The 18,949-nt window shown below is 67.3% G+C and carries 13 protein-coding genes; 2 read left to right on the top strand and 11 right to left on the bottom strand.

Features of this window, described 5'->3' with window-relative positions; all coding sequences use genetic code 11:
• Positions 1-285 precede the first annotated feature (285 nt).
• The gene (locus tag DWB68_RS02555) at positions 286-789 is read right to left on the bottom strand and encodes a hypothetical protein (RefSeq protein ID WP_119423567.1); all 504 of its coding nucleotides are present in this window, start codon (positions 787-789) and stop codon (positions 286-288) included.
• An 8-nt stretch (positions 790-797) separates the two neighbouring features.
• A complete protein-coding gene (gene typA / locus DWB68_RS02550) occupies positions 798-2,720 on the bottom strand; it encodes a translational GTPase TypA (RefSeq protein WP_119423566.1) in 1,923 nt (640 codons plus the stop codon).
• Between the two features lie 172 nt (positions 2,721-2,892).
• Between typA and DWB68_RS02545 the strand changes: the two genes are divergently transcribed.
• Positions 2,893-3,480 (top strand): PH domain-containing protein, encoded by a 588-nt coding sequence (locus DWB68_RS02545; RefSeq protein WP_119423565.1) that lies wholly within the window; start codon positions 2,893-2,895, stop codon positions 3,478-3,480.
• Positions 3,481-3,859: 379 nt separating this feature from the next.
• Here DWB68_RS02545 and DWB68_RS02540 read toward each other — a convergent pair whose 3' ends face one another.
• From DWB68_RS02540 to DWB68_RS02505, 8 genes are all read right to left on the bottom strand, one after another.
• Positions 3,860-5,599, bottom strand: a complete 1,740-nt coding sequence (locus DWB68_RS02540; RefSeq protein ID WP_119423564.1) for a dipeptide ABC transporter ATP-binding protein — start codon at positions 5,597-5,599, stop codon at positions 3,860-3,862.
• Complete coding sequence (locus DWB68_RS02535; protein ID WP_119423563.1) at positions 5,596-6,546, bottom strand: ABC transporter permease; 951 nt, start codon at positions 6,544-6,546, stop codon at positions 5,596-5,598. The genes DWB68_RS02540 and DWB68_RS02535 overlap by 4 nt, the downstream gene beginning before the upstream one ends.
• Positions 6,536-7,465: an ABC transporter permease gene (locus DWB68_RS02530; protein WP_119423562.1), complete on the bottom strand. Its 930-nt coding sequence runs from the start codon at positions 7,463-7,465 to the stop codon at positions 6,536-6,538. The genes DWB68_RS02535 and DWB68_RS02530 overlap by 11 nt, the downstream gene beginning before the upstream one ends.
• A gap of 128 nt (positions 7,466-7,593) precedes the next feature.
• A complete protein-coding gene (locus DWB68_RS02525; protein WP_233548566.1) occupies positions 7,594-9,252 on the bottom strand; it encodes a peptide ABC transporter substrate-binding protein in 1,659 nt (552 codons plus the stop codon).
• Between the two features lie 508 nt (positions 9,253-9,760).
• Complete coding sequence (locus tag DWB68_RS02520; RefSeq protein ID WP_119423560.1) at positions 9,761-11,476, bottom strand: ABC transporter ATP-binding protein; 1,716 nt, start codon at positions 11,474-11,476, stop codon at positions 9,761-9,763.
• Positions 11,473-12,612, bottom strand: coding sequence for an ABC transporter permease (locus DWB68_RS02515; protein ID WP_119423581.1), 1,140 nt, complete (start codon positions 12,610-12,612; stop codon positions 11,473-11,475). The genes DWB68_RS02520 and DWB68_RS02515 overlap by 4 nt, the downstream gene beginning before the upstream one ends.
• 44 nt (positions 12,613-12,656) lie before the next feature.
• Positions 12,657-14,177 (bottom strand): ABC transporter permease, encoded by a 1,521-nt coding sequence (locus DWB68_RS02510; protein ID WP_119423559.1) that lies wholly within the window; start codon positions 14,175-14,177, stop codon positions 12,657-12,659.
• A 115-nt stretch (positions 14,178-14,292) separates the two neighbouring features.
• Positions 14,293-16,140 (bottom strand): ABC transporter family substrate-binding protein, encoded by a 1,848-nt coding sequence (locus DWB68_RS02505; RefSeq protein ID WP_119423558.1) that lies wholly within the window; start codon positions 16,138-16,140, stop codon positions 14,293-14,295.
• Positions 16,141-16,500: 360 nt separating this feature from the next.
• On the opposite strand from DWB68_RS02505, the gene DWB68_RS02500 reads away from it, so the two are divergent.
• Positions 16,501-17,985, top strand: coding sequence for a peptide MFS transporter (locus DWB68_RS02500; protein ID WP_119423557.1), 1,485 nt, complete (start codon positions 16,501-16,503; stop codon positions 17,983-17,985).
• Positions 17,986-18,219: 234 nt separating this feature from the next.
• On the opposite strand, the gene DWB68_RS02495 is transcribed toward DWB68_RS02500, so the two are convergent.
• Entirely contained in the window at positions 18,220-18,924 is a 705-nt protein-coding gene (locus DWB68_RS02495) for a M50 family metallopeptidase (RefSeq protein WP_119423556.1), read from the bottom strand.
• Positions 18,925-18,949 lie beyond the last annotated feature (25 nt).

The following is an 18,949-nucleotide window of genomic DNA, read 5'->3' as shown; positions in this document are numbered from 1 at the left end:
GGGGCATGAAGACCTCCGTGGTGAGAGCTGGTTCCTAGATAGCTCCACACCTCACCCGGAGGTCTTCCTCATGTCACCCCCGCCCCGCCGAAGACGTACCTAACCTGCCGGGGCAATACAGCTAGTTCGCCCCCTCCTCCCGCCTTTTTCGTTCAATCCCTCCCGTTTTGCGCGGGAGTGAACGAAAAAGGCGGGAGGGGACGAGCACAGAGCAGCCCAGCGTGAACGACGGCGGCGTTCCCACCTCAAGGTGGGAACGCCGCCGTCGTTCTGTGCTGTGTCTGTCTAGCGCTGCGCGCGGGGCGCCGGCACATGCCTGGCCACGATGAGCAGCGCGGCGAGCGTGGCAACCACCACGCCGCCCGTGACGACAAACGCCGACCACACGGCCCCGGGGGCCACCTGGAAGTAGCGCGCGTCCATCGGGGCGATCAGCAGGTTGTGCTGGTCCATGGAGACCAGCGCTAGCACGGCAAAGGCCACGAGGCCGATCACGCCGGGGACCCAGCGGCGGGCCGCGCGCAGCCCCCACGCCACGGCCGTGAAGAACACGGCCAGCGCGCCCAGGAGGGCTCCCCACGGGAGCACGATGACGGCCGGCGAGGTCAGCACGGTGGACCAGCCCTGCCACAGCACGGCAACGACCCCCATGAGGGCCCCCAGGAGCACGGAGACCACGACGGCCACCCAGCCCTTGACCGGCTTGGCCGCGGGCGGCTCGGGCTCAGAAACGGGCGCAGCCCACCCCGGCCCGATGACGGGCGGGGTGGGCTGCTGCGCGTTGTTCAAGCGCTGCCTCAGGCGCGGGCGCGCTGACGCGCGACCTTCATGCGGCTGTTGGCGTCCAGGACCACCTTGCGGATGCGGATGGCCTCGGGGGTGACCTCGACGCACTCGTCCTCGCGGGCGAACTCGAGGGACTCCTCCAGCGTCAGGATGCGCGGCGGGGTCAGGCCCTCGAAGTTATCCGCGGAGGCGGAGCGCATGTTGGTGAGCTTCTTCTCCTTGGTGACGTTGACGTCCATGTCGTCGGCGCGCGAGTTCTCGCCCACGATCATGCCCTCGTAGACCTCCTGCGTGGGCTTCACGAAGAAGGAGCAACGCTCCTGCAGGTTGATCATGGCGAACGGCGTGGCGACACCGGCGCGGTCGGAGACGATCGAGCCGTTGAGGCGGTACTCGATCGGGCCGGCCCACGGCTCGTAGCCGGCTGCGATGGAGGACGCGATGCCCGCGCCGCGGGTCTCCGTCAGGAACTTGGTGCGGAAGCCGATGAGGCCACGCGCCGGGACCACGAACTGCATGCGGATCCAACCGGAGCCGTGGTTCGTCATCTCGGTCATGCGGCCCTTGCGGGCGGCCATGAGCTGCGTGATGGCGCCGAGGTACTCCTCGGGGGTGTCGATGGTCATCTCTTCCATCGGCTCGTGGACCTTGCCGTCCACGGTCTTCGTGACGACCTGGGGCTTGCCCACGGTCAGCTCGAAGTTCTCGCGGCGCATCTGCTCCACGAGGATGGCCAGGGCGAGCTCGCCACGACCCTGAACCTCCCAGGCATCCGGGCGCTCGGTCGGCAGGACCTTGAGCGACACGTTACCGATGAGCTCGCGGTCGAGGCGGTCCTTGACCTGGCGGGCCGTGACCTTGGCGCCCTTGACGCGGCCGGCCAGCGGGGAGGTGTTGATGCCGATGGTCATGGAGATGGCCGGGTCGTCGACCGTGATGAGCGGCAGCGGCTTCGGGTTGTCGGCGTCCGTGAGGGTCTCGCCGATCATGATGTTCTCGATGCCGGCGACGGCGACGATCTCGCCCGGGCCGGCCTCTTCGGCGGGGACGCGGGCCAGGCCCTCGGTGGCCAGCAGCTCGGTGATCTTGACGTTCTGCAGCGAGCCGTCGGTCTTGGCCCAGGCGACGTGCTGGCCCTTCTTCAGGGTGCCCGAGTAGATGCGCAGCAGGGCGAGACGGCCCAGGAACGGCGAGGCGTCCAGGTTGGTCACGTGGGCCTGCAGGACCTCGTCGGTGTCGTAGGTCGGGGCCGGGACGTGCTCCATGATGGCGGCAAACAGCGGCTCGAGGTCCTCGTTGTCGGGCAGCGTGCCGTCGGCGGGCTGCTCGCGGGAGGCGCGGCCGGCCTTGCCGGAGGCAAACACGACGGGGACGTCCAGGACGGAGTCCAGGTCCAGGTCCGGCACCTCGTCGGCGAGGTCGCCAGCCAGGCCCAGGAGCAGGTCCATGGAGTCGGAGATGACGCCCTCGATGCGGGCGTCCGGGCGGTCGGTCTTGTTGACGACCAGGATGACCGGCTTCTTGGCGGCCAGCGCCTTGCGTAGCACGAAGCGGGTCTGGGGCAGCGGGCCCTCGGAGGCGTCGACGAGGAGCACCACGCCGTCCACCATGGACAGGCCGCGCTCCACCTCGCCACCGAAGTCGGCGTGGCCCGGGGTATCGATGACGTTGATGGTCACGTCGTGGCCCTTGGCGGACGGGCCGTTGTAGAACACGGTGGTGTTCTTGGCGAGAATGGTGATGCCCTTCTCGCGCTCGAGCTCGCCGGAGTCCATGACGCGATCGTCGGTCTCGCCGTGATCGGAGAAGGCACCCGTCTGCTTGAGCATGGCGTCGACCAGGGTGGTCTTGCCGTGGTCAACGTGCGCGACGATGGCGACGTTGCGGAGGTCCTCGCGTGAGGCAATGGCCATGGAAGTAGTGTCCTTCTCCATAAATTGAGGGGGCGGCGCCTTGGGGTGACGTCCTGGGCGGTCCTCCGGTGGTTTGAACTGCCTCCGGCCGGCCCGACGCGCGCGCAAATCACGGCGCCGTCCCTTATTCTACCGCGACTGCACAGTGTGTGCTGGTGAGCCGCATCACCGCGGCCCGTGGGAGCATAGAAGCATGAGTTCTTCCCCCTCCCCCATGGTCATCACGACCAATCGTTCCGGCTGGGTCTGGGCCGGCTTGTGCGGCGTCATCGGCCTGATCGCGGCCTACGACTGCTTCGCCCGCGGCTACGTTGGCCTCGGCCTCACGGTGTTGGTCTGGACCGCCCTGGTGGCGGCGTTCGTTGCGCTCGTCTTTGTGCTGCCCCGGCTGACCGTGGACGCGGGCGGGGCCACGGTCCGCAATGTGCTCAGCAGCGTGCGCGTCCCCTGGGGGCAGTTGAAGGACACCCGCACCACCATGTTCATCGAGCTCGTCCCGCGCAGCGGCGAGCCGGTCCGCGTCTGGGCCGCCCCGCAGTCGGCCATGCGCCGCGGCCGCGCCACCCTGCGCAACCGGGCGCAGCTGGACGTCGAGGTGCCCGAGGACCGCAGCCCGCGCGTCGACTTCGCCGCATCGCTCCTGGTGGAGCGCGATCGCGCCCTCGCCGCCGGCAACAACGCGCAGACCGGCGGCCCGGTCACGAAGACTTTCCTCAAGCGCGAGTGGGGCCTCTTCGGAGCCCTGGCCGTTCTGGCCCTGGTGTCCCTGTTGCTCGTGTGAGCCGCGGCTCGCCCCAGGCGAGCACCGCACGACGGCGCCGTGCCCACCTTCCGGTGGGCACGGCGCCGTCGTGCTGTGGGGACGTGGGCCGGTGAGCCCCCCAGGCCAGCGCCAACGACGCTGGCCCGCTGGCGCGCTGGCGCGCCGCATCCCGCACTTTTCGTCGTGTCCCGCGCCGTCTGTGCGGGACACGACGAAAAGTGCGGGATGCGAGAGTGCGACGGGCGGCGCGAGAAGCGGCGACGACTCTCTCCGCTCGGTCCGGGCGGTCCGGGCGGGCCAGCCAGTCCGGGTGGGCACAGACCTGGCCCAAGCACGACGGCGCCGTGCCCACCTTGCGGTGGGCACGGCGCGGTCGTGCTGTGCGGGCTAGCGCGAGTTAGGCGGACTTGCCGAACTCGAACTTGCCGCCCGGGATCGCCACGAGGAGGTCGATCGTGTACTGCTCCTTGGGGTTCTCGAAGACCTCGTCCGTGGACGCGGCCTCGACCACCTGGCCCTGGCGCATGACCGTGACGTCGTCCGCCACCATGCGCACGACGCCGAGGTCGTGCGTGATGAACAGGTACGTCAGGTCCAGCTCGGCCTGCAGATCCGCGAGGAGCTGCAGGACCTGGGCCTGGACCAGGACGTCGAGCGCGGACACTGCCTCGTCCAGCACGAGCACCTCGGGCTTGAGGGCCAGGGCACGCGCGATCGCGACGCGCTGGCGCTGGCCGCCCGAGAGCTCGTTCGGGTAGCGGTTGGCCATGTCGGCTGGCAGGGAGACCTGCTCGAGCAGCTCGGCCACCGTCTTGCGGTTGGAGGCCTTGTCCCCGATGCCGTGCGTCTGCAGGGGCTCCGCGATGGAGGCGCCGATGCTACGCATGGGGTCCAGAGTGCCGTAGGGATCCTGGAACACGGGCTGCACGCGGCGGCGGAACTCCAGTAGCTCGCGCTTGGGCCAGGAGCCCACATCGCGGCCGTCGAAGGTCATGGTGCCGGAGGTGATGTCCTCGAGCTTCAGGAAGAGCTTGGCGATCGTGGACTTGCCCGAACCGGACTCGCCCACGATGGCCATGGTCTTGCCCTTGGCGATCTGGAAACTCACGTTGTCGGCAGCCTTGAACTGCGTCTTGCGGAAGCCGCCCTGGCTGATGTTGTAGATCTTCGTGACGTTATCCACGGAGATCAGCGGGGCCTCGGTGGCGACCTCCGATTGCGCGGCCTCGGAGCGCGCCACGGCGATGGCGTCGCCGACAGTGCCGGGCGTGCTCTTGCCCTCCACGGCGGACTGGATGCGGCGCGAGGCAAGGCTCGGCGCCGCGGCCACGAGCCGCTTCGTGTAGGGGTGCTGCGGATCGGCCAGGATCTCCTTGGAATCGCCGTACTCGACGACCTGACCCTTGTACATGACCACGAGCTTCTCGGCGCGCTCCGCGGCGAGGCCGAGGTCGTGCGTGATGAACAGCACCGAGGTGCCGTGCTCGCGGGTCAGGGTGCCCAGGTGGTCCAGGATGCGCCGCTGCACGGTGACGTCCAGGGCCGAGGTCGGCTCATCGGCCACGAGCAGCTTGGGGCGGGCCGACATGCCGATGCCGATCAGCACGCGCTGGCGCATGCCGCCGGAGAACTGGTTCGGGTACTGGCGCAGGCGGCTCGCCGGATCCGGCAGGCCCGCCTCCTTGAGCACCTCGATGACACGATCCTTGGCGGCCTTGCCGCGCAGGGATGTGTTGGCCTCGATGGTCTCCTTGACCTGGAAGCCCACGTTCCACACCGGGTTCAGGTTGGACATGGGGTCCTGGGGCACATAGCCGATCTCGCGACCGCGGATGTGCTCCATCTCCTTGCGGGAGAGCTTGGTCAGGTCCTTGCCGTTGAACAGCGCGGAGCCGCCGGAGACGCGGCCGTTCTCGGCCAGCAGGTCGAGGATCGCCGTGGCGGTCGTGGACTTGCCCGAGCCGGACTCGCCAACGATGGCCAAGTTCTCGCCCTGGTACAGGTCGAAGGACACGCCGCGCACGGCGTTGACCTCGCCACCCACCGTCTTGAAGGTGATCTGCAGATCGCGCACCTGCAGCAGCGGGGTCTCCCCCTCGCGGGAGGGATCCGGGGTGATGGTGAAGCCCTCGCTCATCGACGGGCCCTCGCTTTCGGATCGAGTGCGTCGCGGACGATATCGCCGAGGGTCATGAAGGCCAAGACCGTGAGCGCCAGGGCCAGCGACGGCCAGAAGATCAGTGCCGGGTCGGTGCGCAGCGTGGCTCGACCGGCGGAGATGTCCGCGCCCCACGAGGCCGTGGACAGCGGCAGGCCAAGGCCCAGGAAGGACAACGATGCCTCGGAGACGATGAAGACGCCGAGGGACACCGTCGCGATGACGATGACGGGTGCCAGGGAGTTCGGCACGACGTGCTTGACCAGGATCTTGGCGCGGCTCACGCCGAGCGCGATCGACGCGGTGACGTAATCGGCGTTCTTGGCGGAGAGCACCGCGCCGCGCATGATGCGGGCGATCTGCGGCCAGCCGAAGACAGCCAGCACGATGGCCAGCGTCAGCGCATTGCGCTCCCACGGCATCACCTGCATGACGACGATGGCACCCAGCACGGTCGGGATGGCGAAGAAGATGTCGCCGAGACGGGACACGACGGCGTCGAGCCAGCCGCCATAGAAGCCGGCGATGGCGCCGATGACGCAACCCACCAGCGTGGCAAGGATGGTGGCCACGAGGCCAACGGTCACCGAGGCACGCGTGCCGTAGATGAGGCGCGAGTACACGTCACAGCCCTGCGCGTCCGTGCCGAGCACGTGACCGTTCCCGGGGGCCTGGCGGAAGTTGGCAATATCGCAGGCAGCCCCGGTGGGCAGCTGAGACGTGAAGAGCTGCGGGAACAGCGCGACCACGGCGATCAGGGCGATCAGCGCGAGGCAGGCCCACGTGAGCCAACGGCTACGCATGTCCTTCCACGCATCGCCCCACACGCTCGAGGCCTTGCCATCAAACTTGACGGCATCCACAGCGGCAACCGGGGTCTCCTCGACAGGAGCGACGTAGCGCTGAATCTTGTGATTACTTGGCATAACGAATCCTCGGGTCCAGCACGGCGTAAAGCAGGTCAACCAGGAGGTTGGCCAGCATGAAGACGATAACCATCACGGCAACGAAGGACACCACGGTGGGGCCCTCGCCTCGCTGGACGGCCTGGAAGACCGTGCCGCCGACGCCCTTGATGTTGAAGATGCCCTCAGTGATGACCGCGCCCACCATGAGGCTGCCGAGGTCGGCGCCAAGGTAGGTCACGACGGGGATGAGCGAGTTGCGCAGGATGTGCACACGCACCACGCGGCCGCGCCTGAGGCCCTTGGCCTTGGCGGTGCGCACGAAGTCGGCGCCCATGTTTTCGGCAACCGAGCCGCGCGTCAGGCGGACGATGTTGGCCAGAGATGTGGCAGCGAGCACCATACCTGGGACGAGCAACTCGCTCCAGGTGGCTTGTCCGGAGACCGTTGTTTTGATCCAACCCCATTGCACGCCAGCGAAGTACTGCACCAGGAAGCCGATCACGAAGATGGGCACCGAGATGAAGAGCAGCGAGATAAACAGCGCAACCGAGTCGAAGAGCTTGCCCTTGCGCAGACCGGCGTACAGGCCGATCGCGATGCCGACGACGCCCTCGAACACGAGGGCGATGACGGCCAGACGGGCCGTGATCGGGAAGGCGCGGGCCAGCTCGTCGGCGACGGGGCGACCGGAGTAGGTCAGGCCGAAGTCGCCGACAAAGATGCCCTTGATCCAGAGCAGGTACTGGACGATGAAGGGCTTATCGAGGTTGTACTGCGCCCGGATGGCCTCGAGGGTCGACTCGGGAACGGGCTTGTCGCCAAACAGTGCCTTGATGGGGTCACCGGGCATGGCGAAGACGAGGAAGTAGATGAGCAGCGTCGCGCCGAAGAACACGGGGATCAGCTGCAGGAGGCGGCGACCGATGTACGCAATCATCAGGGCCTCATCTCGTCGATGGGATTCATGGGGTCTCCATTAAAGGGTGGAACGGGCGCGACGTGACGCCCGGGGACAAGTGTCCCCGGACGTCACGTCGGCTTTTACCGGAGGCTAGGAACCGTAGTTCACTCGGCCTTGGTGATGTTGTAGTACAGCGGCACGGAGTTCCAGCCGAACTCCACGTTCTGCACCTTGTTGCCCCAGACGCCGTTCACGTTGGAGTACCACAGCGGGACGACCGGCAGGTCCTTGAGCAGAACCTTCTGGGCATCCTGGAACTTGGCGGTGGCGTCGGCCTCGGACTTGGCGGCCGCGCCCTCCTTCAGGAGACCGTCGAACTCAGTCGAGGTGTAACGACCGTAGTTGGAGCCGGCACCGGTCTGGTACAGCGGAGCCAGGAAGTTGTACATCGACGGGTAGTCGGCCTGCCAACCGGAGCGGAAGGCACCGGTCATCTTGTCCTTGTCCTCGTCGTCAAGCAGCTGCTTGAAGGCGGGGTAGGCCTTGCCCTCGGCCTTGATGCCCAGGTTCTTGGCGATGGAGTTCGTCGCGGCGGTCACCCAGTTGGCGTGGCCACCGTCGGCGTTGTAGGCGATGGTGAAGGTGCCGTCGTACTTGGAGATGGCGTCGGCCTCGGCCCACAGCTTCTTGGCCTCGTCGGCGTTGAAGGACAGAGCGTCCGAGCCCTCGAGCTTGTCGCTCCAGCCCTCGATCACCGGGGAGGTGAAGTCCTTCGCGGCGGTACGCGTGCCGTTGAAGACAGCCTTGATGATCGACTCGCGATCGATGGACATGGAGATGGCCTTGCGGCGCAGCTCGCCTTCCTTGCCCGGCTTGAAATGCTCCAGGTACTGCGGGATGGTGAACGACTGGAAGATCGCGGCCGGCTGGTTAACCGAGCGGCCCTCGAAGTCGGACTCGTAGTTCGTGAAGTTGGAATCCGGCACGGCGTCCAGCACGTCCAGCTCGTCCGACTGGGCGTCGGCGTAAGCGGCGGTCTGATCGGCGTAGAAGGTGATCTTCACGCCGCCGTTCTTGGCGGTGCGGGAGCCCTGGTAGTCGGCGTTCTTGACGAGGGTGACGCCCTCGTTGTGAACCCAAGCACCGGTCTTCTCGAACTTGTACGGGCCGTTGCCGACCGGGTTCTCGCCGAAGGCCTTCATGTCCGCGAACGCGGACTCCGGCAGCGGCACGAAGGCGGTGTAGCCAATGCGCTTGGTGAAGTCGGCCTCCGCGTTGATCAGCTCGACCGTGAACTCGGTGTCGGAGACCTTCTTCAGGCCCTCCATCTCGGCAACCGGGTTCTTCTCATCGGCGCTGTAGCCCTTGATGTTGTCGAAGAAGTAGGAGGCGCCCTGGGCGTTGGCGATATTGGCGCCGTAGTTCCAGGCCTTGATGAAGGAGTCCGAGGTCACCGGCGTGCCGTCGGTGAACTTCAGGCCCGACTTCAGCTTCACGGTCCACAGGGTGTTCGTGTCGTTCGGCGTGATCGACTCGGCCTGGTCCATCTGGACCGCGCCCTTGGCGTCGAAGGAAACCAGACCGGCGAAGATCAGGTCGGCGATCTTGCCGCCACCCACCTCGGTGGTGTTGGTGGGGATGATCGGGTTCTGCGGCTCGGAGCCGTTCGTGGTGATGATGGCGTTCGACGTCGCGGCACCGGACTCGGAGCCGGCGGACGAGGACTTGCCGGAGTCGCCGGAGCCACCGCCACAGGCGGTCAGCGCCAGCGAGCCGGCCGCAAAAATGGACAGGGCGGCAAGCGCCTTGCGATTGGTCTTCACTGTTTCCTCCAGTGCGGGTGTAGGTCGTTCGCAGATCGACGCGGGCGGAGATGCCGTTGTCGGAGGTAGGTCGAGCTTACTCGGTGAAAGCCGCGTCGTGCCCTGCATCACTACCCAAGTTGGGCAAGAGCCACGGGACAATACTCTTCCTGTGCGAACACGGCGGTGTCAGACACATATATGACGAACCCGAAAGGGTCGAGCCCCCAGCCTCGGATCGCAGCGCGCGGGGCAAAAAACCCCGTGATGGCACTGCTTCCATGGGGAGGAATCCTTTCGGGCGATCGGTTGACACCGATGTTGTGTGACGAGACAAAGTGTCACGCGTCACGTGTGAACAAATCTAGGATCCCCCGTCAAGCATGTGAATATCAAGCCTGTCTTTCACAGTTCCTCGTTACCGAGCAGAAACATTGAAGCCTCAACGGTGCCTCCTGTGGGCCCGAAACACGCTTGCCCGCCCCGGCGGACCGGGGCGGGCAAGTGATTGAGAACGGCGTGAGACGGGCTAGGAAGCGCCCATCCCCAGCAGGCGGTGACGCGCCTCCCTGCGCACCTTCTGCGCGTCGGGATCCGGGACCGGCGCCGCGGCGAGCAGCTCCTTGGTGTAATCCTCCTGCGGGAAGTGCAGCACCTGCTCGGTAGGCCCCTGCTCCACGACCTGGCCGCGCTTCATCACCACCACGTTGTCGGCGAGATGATCCACCACCGCGAGGTCATGGCTCACGAAGAGGCAGGCAAAGCCGAAGTCGGCCTGAATCTCCTTGAGCATCTCCAGCACGGTCGCCTGGACGGACACGTCAAGCGCGGAGGTCGGCTCGTCGGCGATGAGCACGGTCGGATCCAGCACGAGCGCACGGGCGATGCCCACGCGCTGCTTCTGTCCGCCGGAGAGCTCGTGCGGATAGCGGTTCAGGACGTCCGCCGGCAGCTTCACGGCCGCCAGCAGTTCCTTGGCGCGCGCCACTCGATCGGCCTTGCTGCCGACCTTGTGCACGACCATCGGCTCCATGATGCAATCGCCGATCGGGAAGCGCGGGTCGAGCGAGGCCGCCGGGTCCTGGAACACCACGCCGATGGCGCGACGGGCCAGCTTGGCTTCCTTGCCCTTGAGCCGGGCCAGATCCCGGCCCTGGACGCGCAGCTCGCCCTCGGCCGTGGGCAGCAGACCGAGCACGGCCTTGGCCACCGTGGACTTGCCCGATCCGGACTCCCCCACGAGCGCCGTGGTCTCCCCCGCCGCGACGTCGAAGCTCACGCCCTCCGCCGCGCGGAAGACGCCCGACTTCACCTTGTAGTCGATCGCGATATTCTTGGCTGAAAGCACCACCTCGCGATCCGCCGCCGCGGCGGCGGCGACCCTTTCAGCCTCGAGGCGACCCGCCTCGTCGTCGTGCGTCAGGGCCACATCGGTGAGCCGGGGCACGGCGGCGAGCAGCGCCTGCGTGTACGGGTGCTGGGGCCGGTACAGGATGTCCTGGACCGTGCCCTCCTCCACGAGATCACCCATGAACATCACCGAGACGCGGTCGGCCATGTCGGCCACGACGCCCATGTTGTGCGTGATGAGCAGGATGCCCACGCCGAGGTCGTCCTTCAGCTCGCGCAGCAGGTCGAGCACATCGGCCTGCACCGTCACGTCGAGGGCCGTGGTCGGCTCGTCGGCGATGATCACCTTGGGTTCGCACGTGAGCGCCATCGCGATGACGATGCGCTGGCGCTGGCCGCCGGAGAACTGGTGCGGGTACTGCTTGATGCGCTTGGCGGCGTCGGGGATGCCCACGCGCTCCAGGAGCGAGATGGCGCGGTCGCGCGCCGCCTGCCCGAAGGCGAGGTTGTGGGTCTCCAGGGCCTCCGTGAGCTGCTGCTCCACCGTCAGCACGGGGTTCAGCGCCGTCATGGGCTCCTGGAACACCATGGCGATCTCCGTGGCGCGCAGCTTGCGCATGCGCTCCTCCGGCAGCCCGATGACCTGGTGACCCGTGACCTCCACGCTGCCGCTGACCATGGCGTTGGGCGGCAGGAGCCCCATGGTGGACAGCGACGTGACGGACTTGCCCGAACCGGACTCGCCCACCAGCGCCACCACCTCGCCGGCCTTGACCTGCAGGTCGAGGCCCTTGACCGCCAGCTTGGCGGTGTCCCCGGCGGCGAAGGCGACCTTGAGATCGCGAATGTCCAGGACCACCTCGCCGTGCGTGGCGCTTTCGCGGGTGCGCATCATCGCTTGCCCTCCTCGTCCTTGCGATCCTCTTCGGCGGCCCCCACGGGGCCCACGGCGGGTTCAATCCCGCCGGTGCCCGACGGCGGGCGGTTGCCCACCGCCTCCTCGGTGCGTTCCGTCGCGGTCGGCACCGCGATGGGACGGATGCCCATGAGCGCGGCGGCGGCCAGGTTGCGCTTCTTGACGCGGCCGGACTGGCGCGGGTCGAAGGCGTCGCGCAGGCCGTCGCCGATGAAGTTCACCGACAGGGCGATGATCAGGATGATCAGGCCCGGCCACCAGAACAGCCACGGGCGGGTCGTGAACGAGTTCTGGTACTGGGAGATGAGCAGGCCGAGCGAGGAGTCGGGCGCCTTCACGCCAAAACCGAGGAAGGACAGGCTCGTCTCGAGGAGCACGGCGGAGGCCGTAGCCAGCGTCGCGTTCACGAGCACGGTGCCGATGCAGTTCGGGATGAGGTGCTTCAGGATGATGCGCCAGCTGCTCGCACCCATGGCCCTGGCGGCCTCAACGTACTCGCGCTCGCGGAGCGTGAGGACCTGGGCGCGGACCAGGCGCGCCAGGCCGGCCCACGAGACCACGCCGAGCATGATGCCGAGGAACCACGGGCTAGCGATGGCCCCCGACGCCGTCTTCGCGACGATCGCCGCGATGAGCAGCAGCGGGATGACGAAGAAGATGTCGGCGATGCGCATAATGATCGCGTCGATCCAGCCGCGGTAGTAACCGGCGACGGCGCCCAAGACGGTGCCGAGGACCGTGCCGGAGATGCCCACGAGGAACGCCACAATGAGCGAGACCTGGGTTCCGCTCATGACGAGGGCGAAGTAGTCGCGGCCGATGTCTTCCTGGCCGAACCAGTGCTCGGCGCTCGGCACGCCGCCGTTCGTGGCCACCGAGGTCGTCTTGAAGTCGTGCGGCCACCAGCCCTTGATGCCAAAGATGCCGATGGAGGTCATCGACACGACGATCAGCACGAGCAGCACCGCGGCCGAAATCATGGCGGGCTTGTGGCGGATGAAGCGACGGAAGACAAGCCGTCCCTGGCTCAGCGAGTCCTGGGAGGCTGCGAGCTTCGCGTCTTCGACGGCCGCCACGGAGGCGAGCTGCGCCTCGGGGGTTTCTGGGGTGTTCATGAGGTTCCTCTCATGCGATCCGGTGTCGTCTGCGTGCTTCGGCGTCATACCCGGATCCTCGGGTCGATGAGCGCGTAGATCACGTCGCTGAGCAGGTTAAAGAGCACCGCCACGCCGCCCGTGACCAGCACGAAGGCCATCACCGGGGCGGGGTCCACGTTCTTCAGCCCCGTCTGGAACAGCTCGCCCATGCCCTTCCAGCCGAAGACCTGCTCCGTGATGACGGCGCCGCCGATCACGGCAGCGAAGTCCATGGCCACGATCGTGACGATGGAGATGAGCGCGTTGCGGAAGGCGTGGCGCAGGATCACGGTGCGCTCGGGCAGGCCCTTGGAGCGGGCCGTGCGCATGTAATCCTGGCCCTGCACGTCGATCATGGCCGCGCGGGTGTAGCGCGAGTAGGACGCGATGGAGACGACGGCGAGCACGATGGTCGGCAGCAGCAGCTGCGTGCCGTTGTCCAGGAAGCTCTCCCAGAAGGTGCCCTTGAAGTTCGGGGTGTTGGAGCCGATCGTCGAAATGGGCCGCGGCTTGAGGGCCATGAACCCGGGCCACGTCACGAAGAGGTGGTCCACGATGGTGAGGAACGCGCCCGTCAGGGTCACGCTCATGGCGGCTCCGACGGCCTGGGGGCGGAAGCGGCCGCCGAGCCAGACGCCGAGCGCCCACGGGACGGCGATGGCCAGGACCAGTCCGCCGAGCAGGATCCACCAATTGGGCTCGGAGAGCAGGTTCCAGCTGGCGTAGTAGACGACCATGACGAGCACGGCGCTGATGAGGGCCGGCAGCCAGACGCGGCGTTCCTTGAAGCCGACGGTGGTCTGCAGGGCGAAGGCGCCCACGGCGAGGATCACCACGGCGATGACGGCGGGACCCATCTGCGGGTACTGCCAGAAGCGCAGCCACGTGAAGTACGGCATGGCCACGCCCACCACCACGGCGACGATGCCGAAGGAGAGCAGGCGCCGCTTCCACGAGCCGCCCATGAAGAGCATGACGATGAGGCCAAGAATGATGGCCGTCAGCACAATCTGCGCCGGTGAGAACGAGGGGTTCGCGATCCAGTTGTTGTAGTTGATCGCGGCGTACTCCTTCAGGAGCACGGCGACCCAGAACACCGGGAGCGAGAACAGCACGAAGGCCGCGAAGGTGATGATGTAGTCGAAGTCCGAGTACTGGCGGATGGCGGTCAGGACGCCCACCAGGATGCCCACGATGCAGGCGATGACCACGGAGAGCAGCACGAGCCGCAAGGTCGAGGCGGCGGCGGATCCGAGCTGGTCGAGGACGGCGTTGCCGTTCACATCGGTGCCCAGATTGCACTGGCCCCAGACGCAGCCGACGGCGCCGCCGAGCCACTTGAGGTAACGAAGGAACCACGGGGTATCCAGATCAAGCGCAACGATGCGCGCCTGCATCTGGGCGGCGACCTTGGGGTCATTGGCCTGCTCGCGCATGCCCGCGAGGGGATCACCGGAGATGGTGGTGAGGAAGTACACGAGCACCGAGGCGAGCAGCAGCACAATGGCCGATACGCCCAGGCGTCGCAGGATGAATTGAAGCACGGCGATTCACAGCCCTTTCGACGCGTGCGAAGCGAAAACGGACGGGCCCGGGATCCTTGGTGAGGACCCCGGGCCCGATCACAGATGGGTCAGGCGAAGCTGAGGTGACCGAGGGTCACTTGGCCACGCGCTGCCACTGATCCGCGTTCCAGGTGATGCCGTCCTGGGTGTTGGTGTGGATGACGTTGGTGACATCCGAGCCCGCGGCGTCGATGCCCGGGTGCTGGAAGATCGGCACGCTGAACATGTCGGTCCACAGCTGCTTCTCCGCGCCGAGCAGGGCGTCGCCGTGCTTGGTCAGATCCATCGTGGTCTTCGTGATGGTCAGCTGCTTGTCGACCTCGGCATTGGAGTACTTGCCGTAGTTCTGCGGCATGCCGGTCATGTAGATGTTGCTGTCGGAGGTCAGCTGGCCGGAGCCGGCCCAGGCGAACAGGAACGCGTCGTAGTCGTTCTTGGTCACCGGACCGCCCTCGGCGCTGAAGCCCTCGGCGGAGATGTCCTTGACGTCGAAGCCGGCCTGATCACAGGAGGCCTTGATCAGCTGCACCTCGTTGGCGCGGCGCGGGTTGGGCGCGTTGTAGCCGATGCGGACGGTGACCTTGCCGTTGGTCTTCTTGGCGGAGGACTCGTCGACGAGCTTCTTGGCGCCCTCGACGTTGACCTTGTCGTAGTCGGCCGCCGGGTAGGCGTCCTTCACGACGCGGTCGTAGAGCTCGTCACCCGGGAAGGAGACGCGCGAGTTGAGGACCTTGGCCTCGGGGTTGAGCGGCTTGATGAGCTGCTCAACGATCTGCTCGCGCGGGATGCACATGGCGAAGGCCTTGCGCAGGTTGACGTCGTCCTTGAAGACCGAGGTGCCGGCAAAGTTGAAGTCGACGTGCTCCCACGTCATGGTGTCGCCCTTGATGATCTTCACCGAGGCGCCGAGGGCCTCCAGCTGCTTGAGCGTGTCGAGCGTGGGCTGCGGGGACATGACGTCCAGGTCCTTGTTCTGCAGGGCCTGCACCATGGCGCCGGAGTCGACGAAGCGGAAGGTCAGCTTGGAGACGCCGGCCTTGGGGCCCCAGTACTTGGGGTTCGGCACGAGGGTCACGGACTGACCCTTCTGCCAGGAATCCAGGATGTAGGGACCGCTGGAGACGTTGAGATCGGCGGCCGGCAGCTGCCCGGCGCCCTTGTTCCAGCCGGTGGACCAGAACGCGCCGGCCTTGGCGAGCTTGTCCTTGTCCTGGGCGCGCAGGGCGGCGACCAGGTCCTCGATGCTCATGCCGGCCTGCTTGGCCACGACGTGGGCGGGCTGCGCCATGAAGGTCTGCAGCTTCCAGTCGAGGTTGGGCTCCTTGTAGGTGACCGTGAATTCCTTGCCGCTCACGTCACCCTCGGGGCCCTTGGGGACCAGCTGGACGAGGTCGCCGGAGACGTTGTTGAAGACCGGGGTCTTGCCGTCGGCGCCCAGGAGGCTGGCGTTCTGCGAGCCCCAGGCGAGCACGGCGTCGGCCACCGTGATCGGGGTGCCGTCGGACCACACGGCGTCCTTGTTGATCGTGTACTTGATCTGCAGCGGGTTATCCGTGACGACCTCGGCGGTGCCGAGCGTGGTGTTCGGGATGACCTTGCCGTCGGTGCCGAAGTAGAAGAAGCCCGAACCGTAGAGCGCCGAGATGGAGCTCGAGTAGGTGTCGTAGGTGGCCGGGGTCAGCGTGTTGTAGCCGCCGAATTCCGTGGAACCCACGGAGACCTTGAGCTCGCCGTCCTGGGTCTGGATGTCCTTCAGGTCCAGCTTGCCGGAGCCGTCGATCTGCGCGGCCTGCTCGGGGGCGGCCGAGCCGGACGAGGAGGCGGAACCGGAGGCGGAACCGGAAGAGGACGGGGTGCTGGGGCCACCCGGCGAGCAAGAGGCCAGGGCGAGGGCGGCCACCGCGCCAGCGGCGACGGCCAGGGGGATGCGCTTGAGTCGCATGTCCACTCCTAAGGGTCGAGGGCCCGGGGTGTCCGGGGAGGGTGCGAGGCGGACCACATGGTGACATGAGCCCGGCCACATGTTTGGGAACTGTAGGCCGCCTGGGAGTCGTCTGGAAATATCAAACGGGACTTTCACGTGTGGTTGTTACCAAACAGTGACATGAACCCCGTTCGCCTCCCAATCACTTTTTCCTTGTCGTGACAAGCAAGTTCACCCCTGTAACAGATGTGAACCAATCGACGGATGCTGTAACCCGCATCCCACGCCATGCGCAATCCCCGAGGTGAAGCGCGTAAGATCAGATGCTTTAGCAAACGTGTCCGGTCGCTAGGCCGCCTCAACCTCAGTGGTGATCCCATGACTCAGTCCCCCGCCAGCGCCACCATCCCAGGGAAGGGGGCAGGCTCCTCGCGCGGCTTCTTCGGGCATCCTTGGGGCCTCGCCAACCTGGCCGGCGTCGAGATGTGGGAGCGGTTCAGCTTCTACGGCATGCAGGGCCTGCTGGCCTACTACATCTACTACGCGGTGAGCGACGGCGGCCTCGGCATGAGCCAGGCCGCCGCCACCTCCATCGTCGGCGCCTACGGCGGCCTCGTGTACCTGTCATCGGTCCTCGGCGGCTGGATCGCCGACCGCGTGCTCGGCGCCGAGCGCACCCTGATCGCCGCGGCCAGCATCATCATGGCCGGCCACATCGCGCTCGCCTTCATTCCCGGCGCGGTGGGCCTGGGCATCGGCCTGCTCTGCATCGCGCTTGGCTCGGGTTCCCTGAAGACCACCACGTCCACGGTGCTCGGCGACCTCTACACCGCCGAGGATCAGCGCCGTGACGCCGCCTTCTCGATCTACTACATGGGCGTGAACCTCGGCGCCTTTGTCGGTCCGCTGCTGACCTCGGCGCTGTGGAGCGCCAAGGGCTTCCACTGGGGCTTCGGCCTGGCCGCCGTCGGCATGGCGCTCGGCCTGATCCAGTACGTCCTCATGCGCCGCCACACGCGCACCGAGGCCAACGCCCGCGCCCCGCACCCCCTGACGAAGCCCGAGCGCACCCGCTGGATCGTCATCGCCGTCGTCGCCGTTGCTGTCATCGTGGCGGCCGCCCTGCTGGGGTGGCTCAAGGCCGAAAATCTCTCGGACATCGTGGTCGTGGTGACGCTGATCGCCGCCGTCGCGCTGTTCGCCGTGATCATCGCGTCCAAGCAGAACAGCAAGGAGGAGCGCTCGCGCGCCATCGCGTTCATCCCGCTCTTTGTTGCCTCGGCCGTGTTCTGGGCGCTCTTCCAGCAGCAGTTCACCGTGCTGGCGATCTACTCGGACGAGCGGCTGAACCGCAGCTTCCTTGGCATGGACCTGCCGCCGAGCATCGTCAACTCGATCAACCCCGTCTTCATCATCATCTTTGCCGGCGTGTTTGCCGCCATGTGGACCAAGCTTGGCCCCCGCCAGCCCTCCACGCCGCTGAAGTTCGCGATGGGCACCGGCATCATGGGCCTCGCCTTCCTTGCCTTCATCCCGTTCTCCGGCGGCGCCGCCAACTCCGTGCCGATGATCGCGATCGTCCTGATCCTGTTCCTCTTCACGATGGCCGAGCTGTGCCTCTCCCCCGTGGGCCAGTCGCTCGCGACCAAGCTCGCCCCGCGCGCGTTCCACTCGCAGATGGTGGCGCTCTTCTTCCTGTCGGTGGCGCTCGGTTCCGCCGCGGCCGGCACGCTCGCTGGCTACTACAGCTCCGACAACGAGGTGCCCTACTTCCTCATGATCGGCGTGGCCGCCATCGTGGTTGCCCTGGTGCTGGTGTTGGTGCGCAAGCCCATCCTGAAGCTCATGGCCGGCGTGAAGTAGCCGCCGCCGGTCCCGCCTCGCCCCGCGTCTCGCGGCGGCACGGAGGCAAACCAAAGGCACGACGTCGCGCGCTCACCTGAGCGCGCGGCGTCGTGCCTTTGTTGTTACCGGGGACGCTTCAGCGAGCCGCCGAGCCGTCATCTCGCGAGTTTCTTGTCTCTCCGCGACTCTTTCTCGCGGAGAGACAAGAAAGTCGCGGGACGGCGCCGCGCCCGTTGGCTACCGGGCCCCGAGTCAGGCCGCCCCCGCGGTCCAGAGCGGCCAGCACGCCCACAGCGTGCAGGCGGCGAGGGCAAGAACGAAGCTCGCGAGCCACAGCCACGCCGGCACGCGCGTGGCGCGGGCCAGCGCCGCCGGGTCGTCGCCGCGGCCGCCGGAGCGCATCACCACGCCGAGGTGGCGCCAGGCGCCCACGAGCAGGAAGACGCCGAGCCCCAGTACCAGCGCGGCCGATCCCCACGCTGGCAGGAACCAGCCGGCCGCGAGCGCTCCCGCGGCGGCGAGGATGACGAGCCCGGCCGTGCCCCAGGAGCGCGCGAAGACCAACGCCAGGAGCATGATCAGCGCGCTGAGCGCGAGCGCCGTGCCCGCCCAGCCGGCCAGCGCGACGTGGACCAGGACGGCACCGAGGACGGCGGGCGCCGGATAGCCAGCCCACGTGCTCAGCACGAGGCCCAGGCCGCTGGGGCGGCCGCTCGTCACGGCGTGCCCCGACATGTCGCGGTTGACGACGAAGCGGCGGAAGCGCCGCCCACAGGCCAGGCCCACCACGGCGTGGCCGAGCTCGTGGCTCAGCGTCACGAGCAGGCGCAGCCGCAGCCAGAGGGGCGGCAACGCGACCACGCCGATAGCCAGCGCGACGGCGAGCGGGGCCCACGCCCCGAGCTCGGGTGCGGCGCCGGGCAGGAGGCGGGTGGGGATCTCAGGCAGCTCGTTCATCTCCGCACCGTCTTCCCCCGCCCGG

This window comes from Galactobacter valiniphilus (assembly GCF_003575975.1).
Taxonomy (GTDB): Bacteria; Actinomycetota; Actinomycetes; order Actinomycetales; family Micrococcaceae; genus Galactobacter; species Galactobacter valiniphilus.
This window is presented reverse-complemented; position numbering and strand designations above follow the sequence as displayed.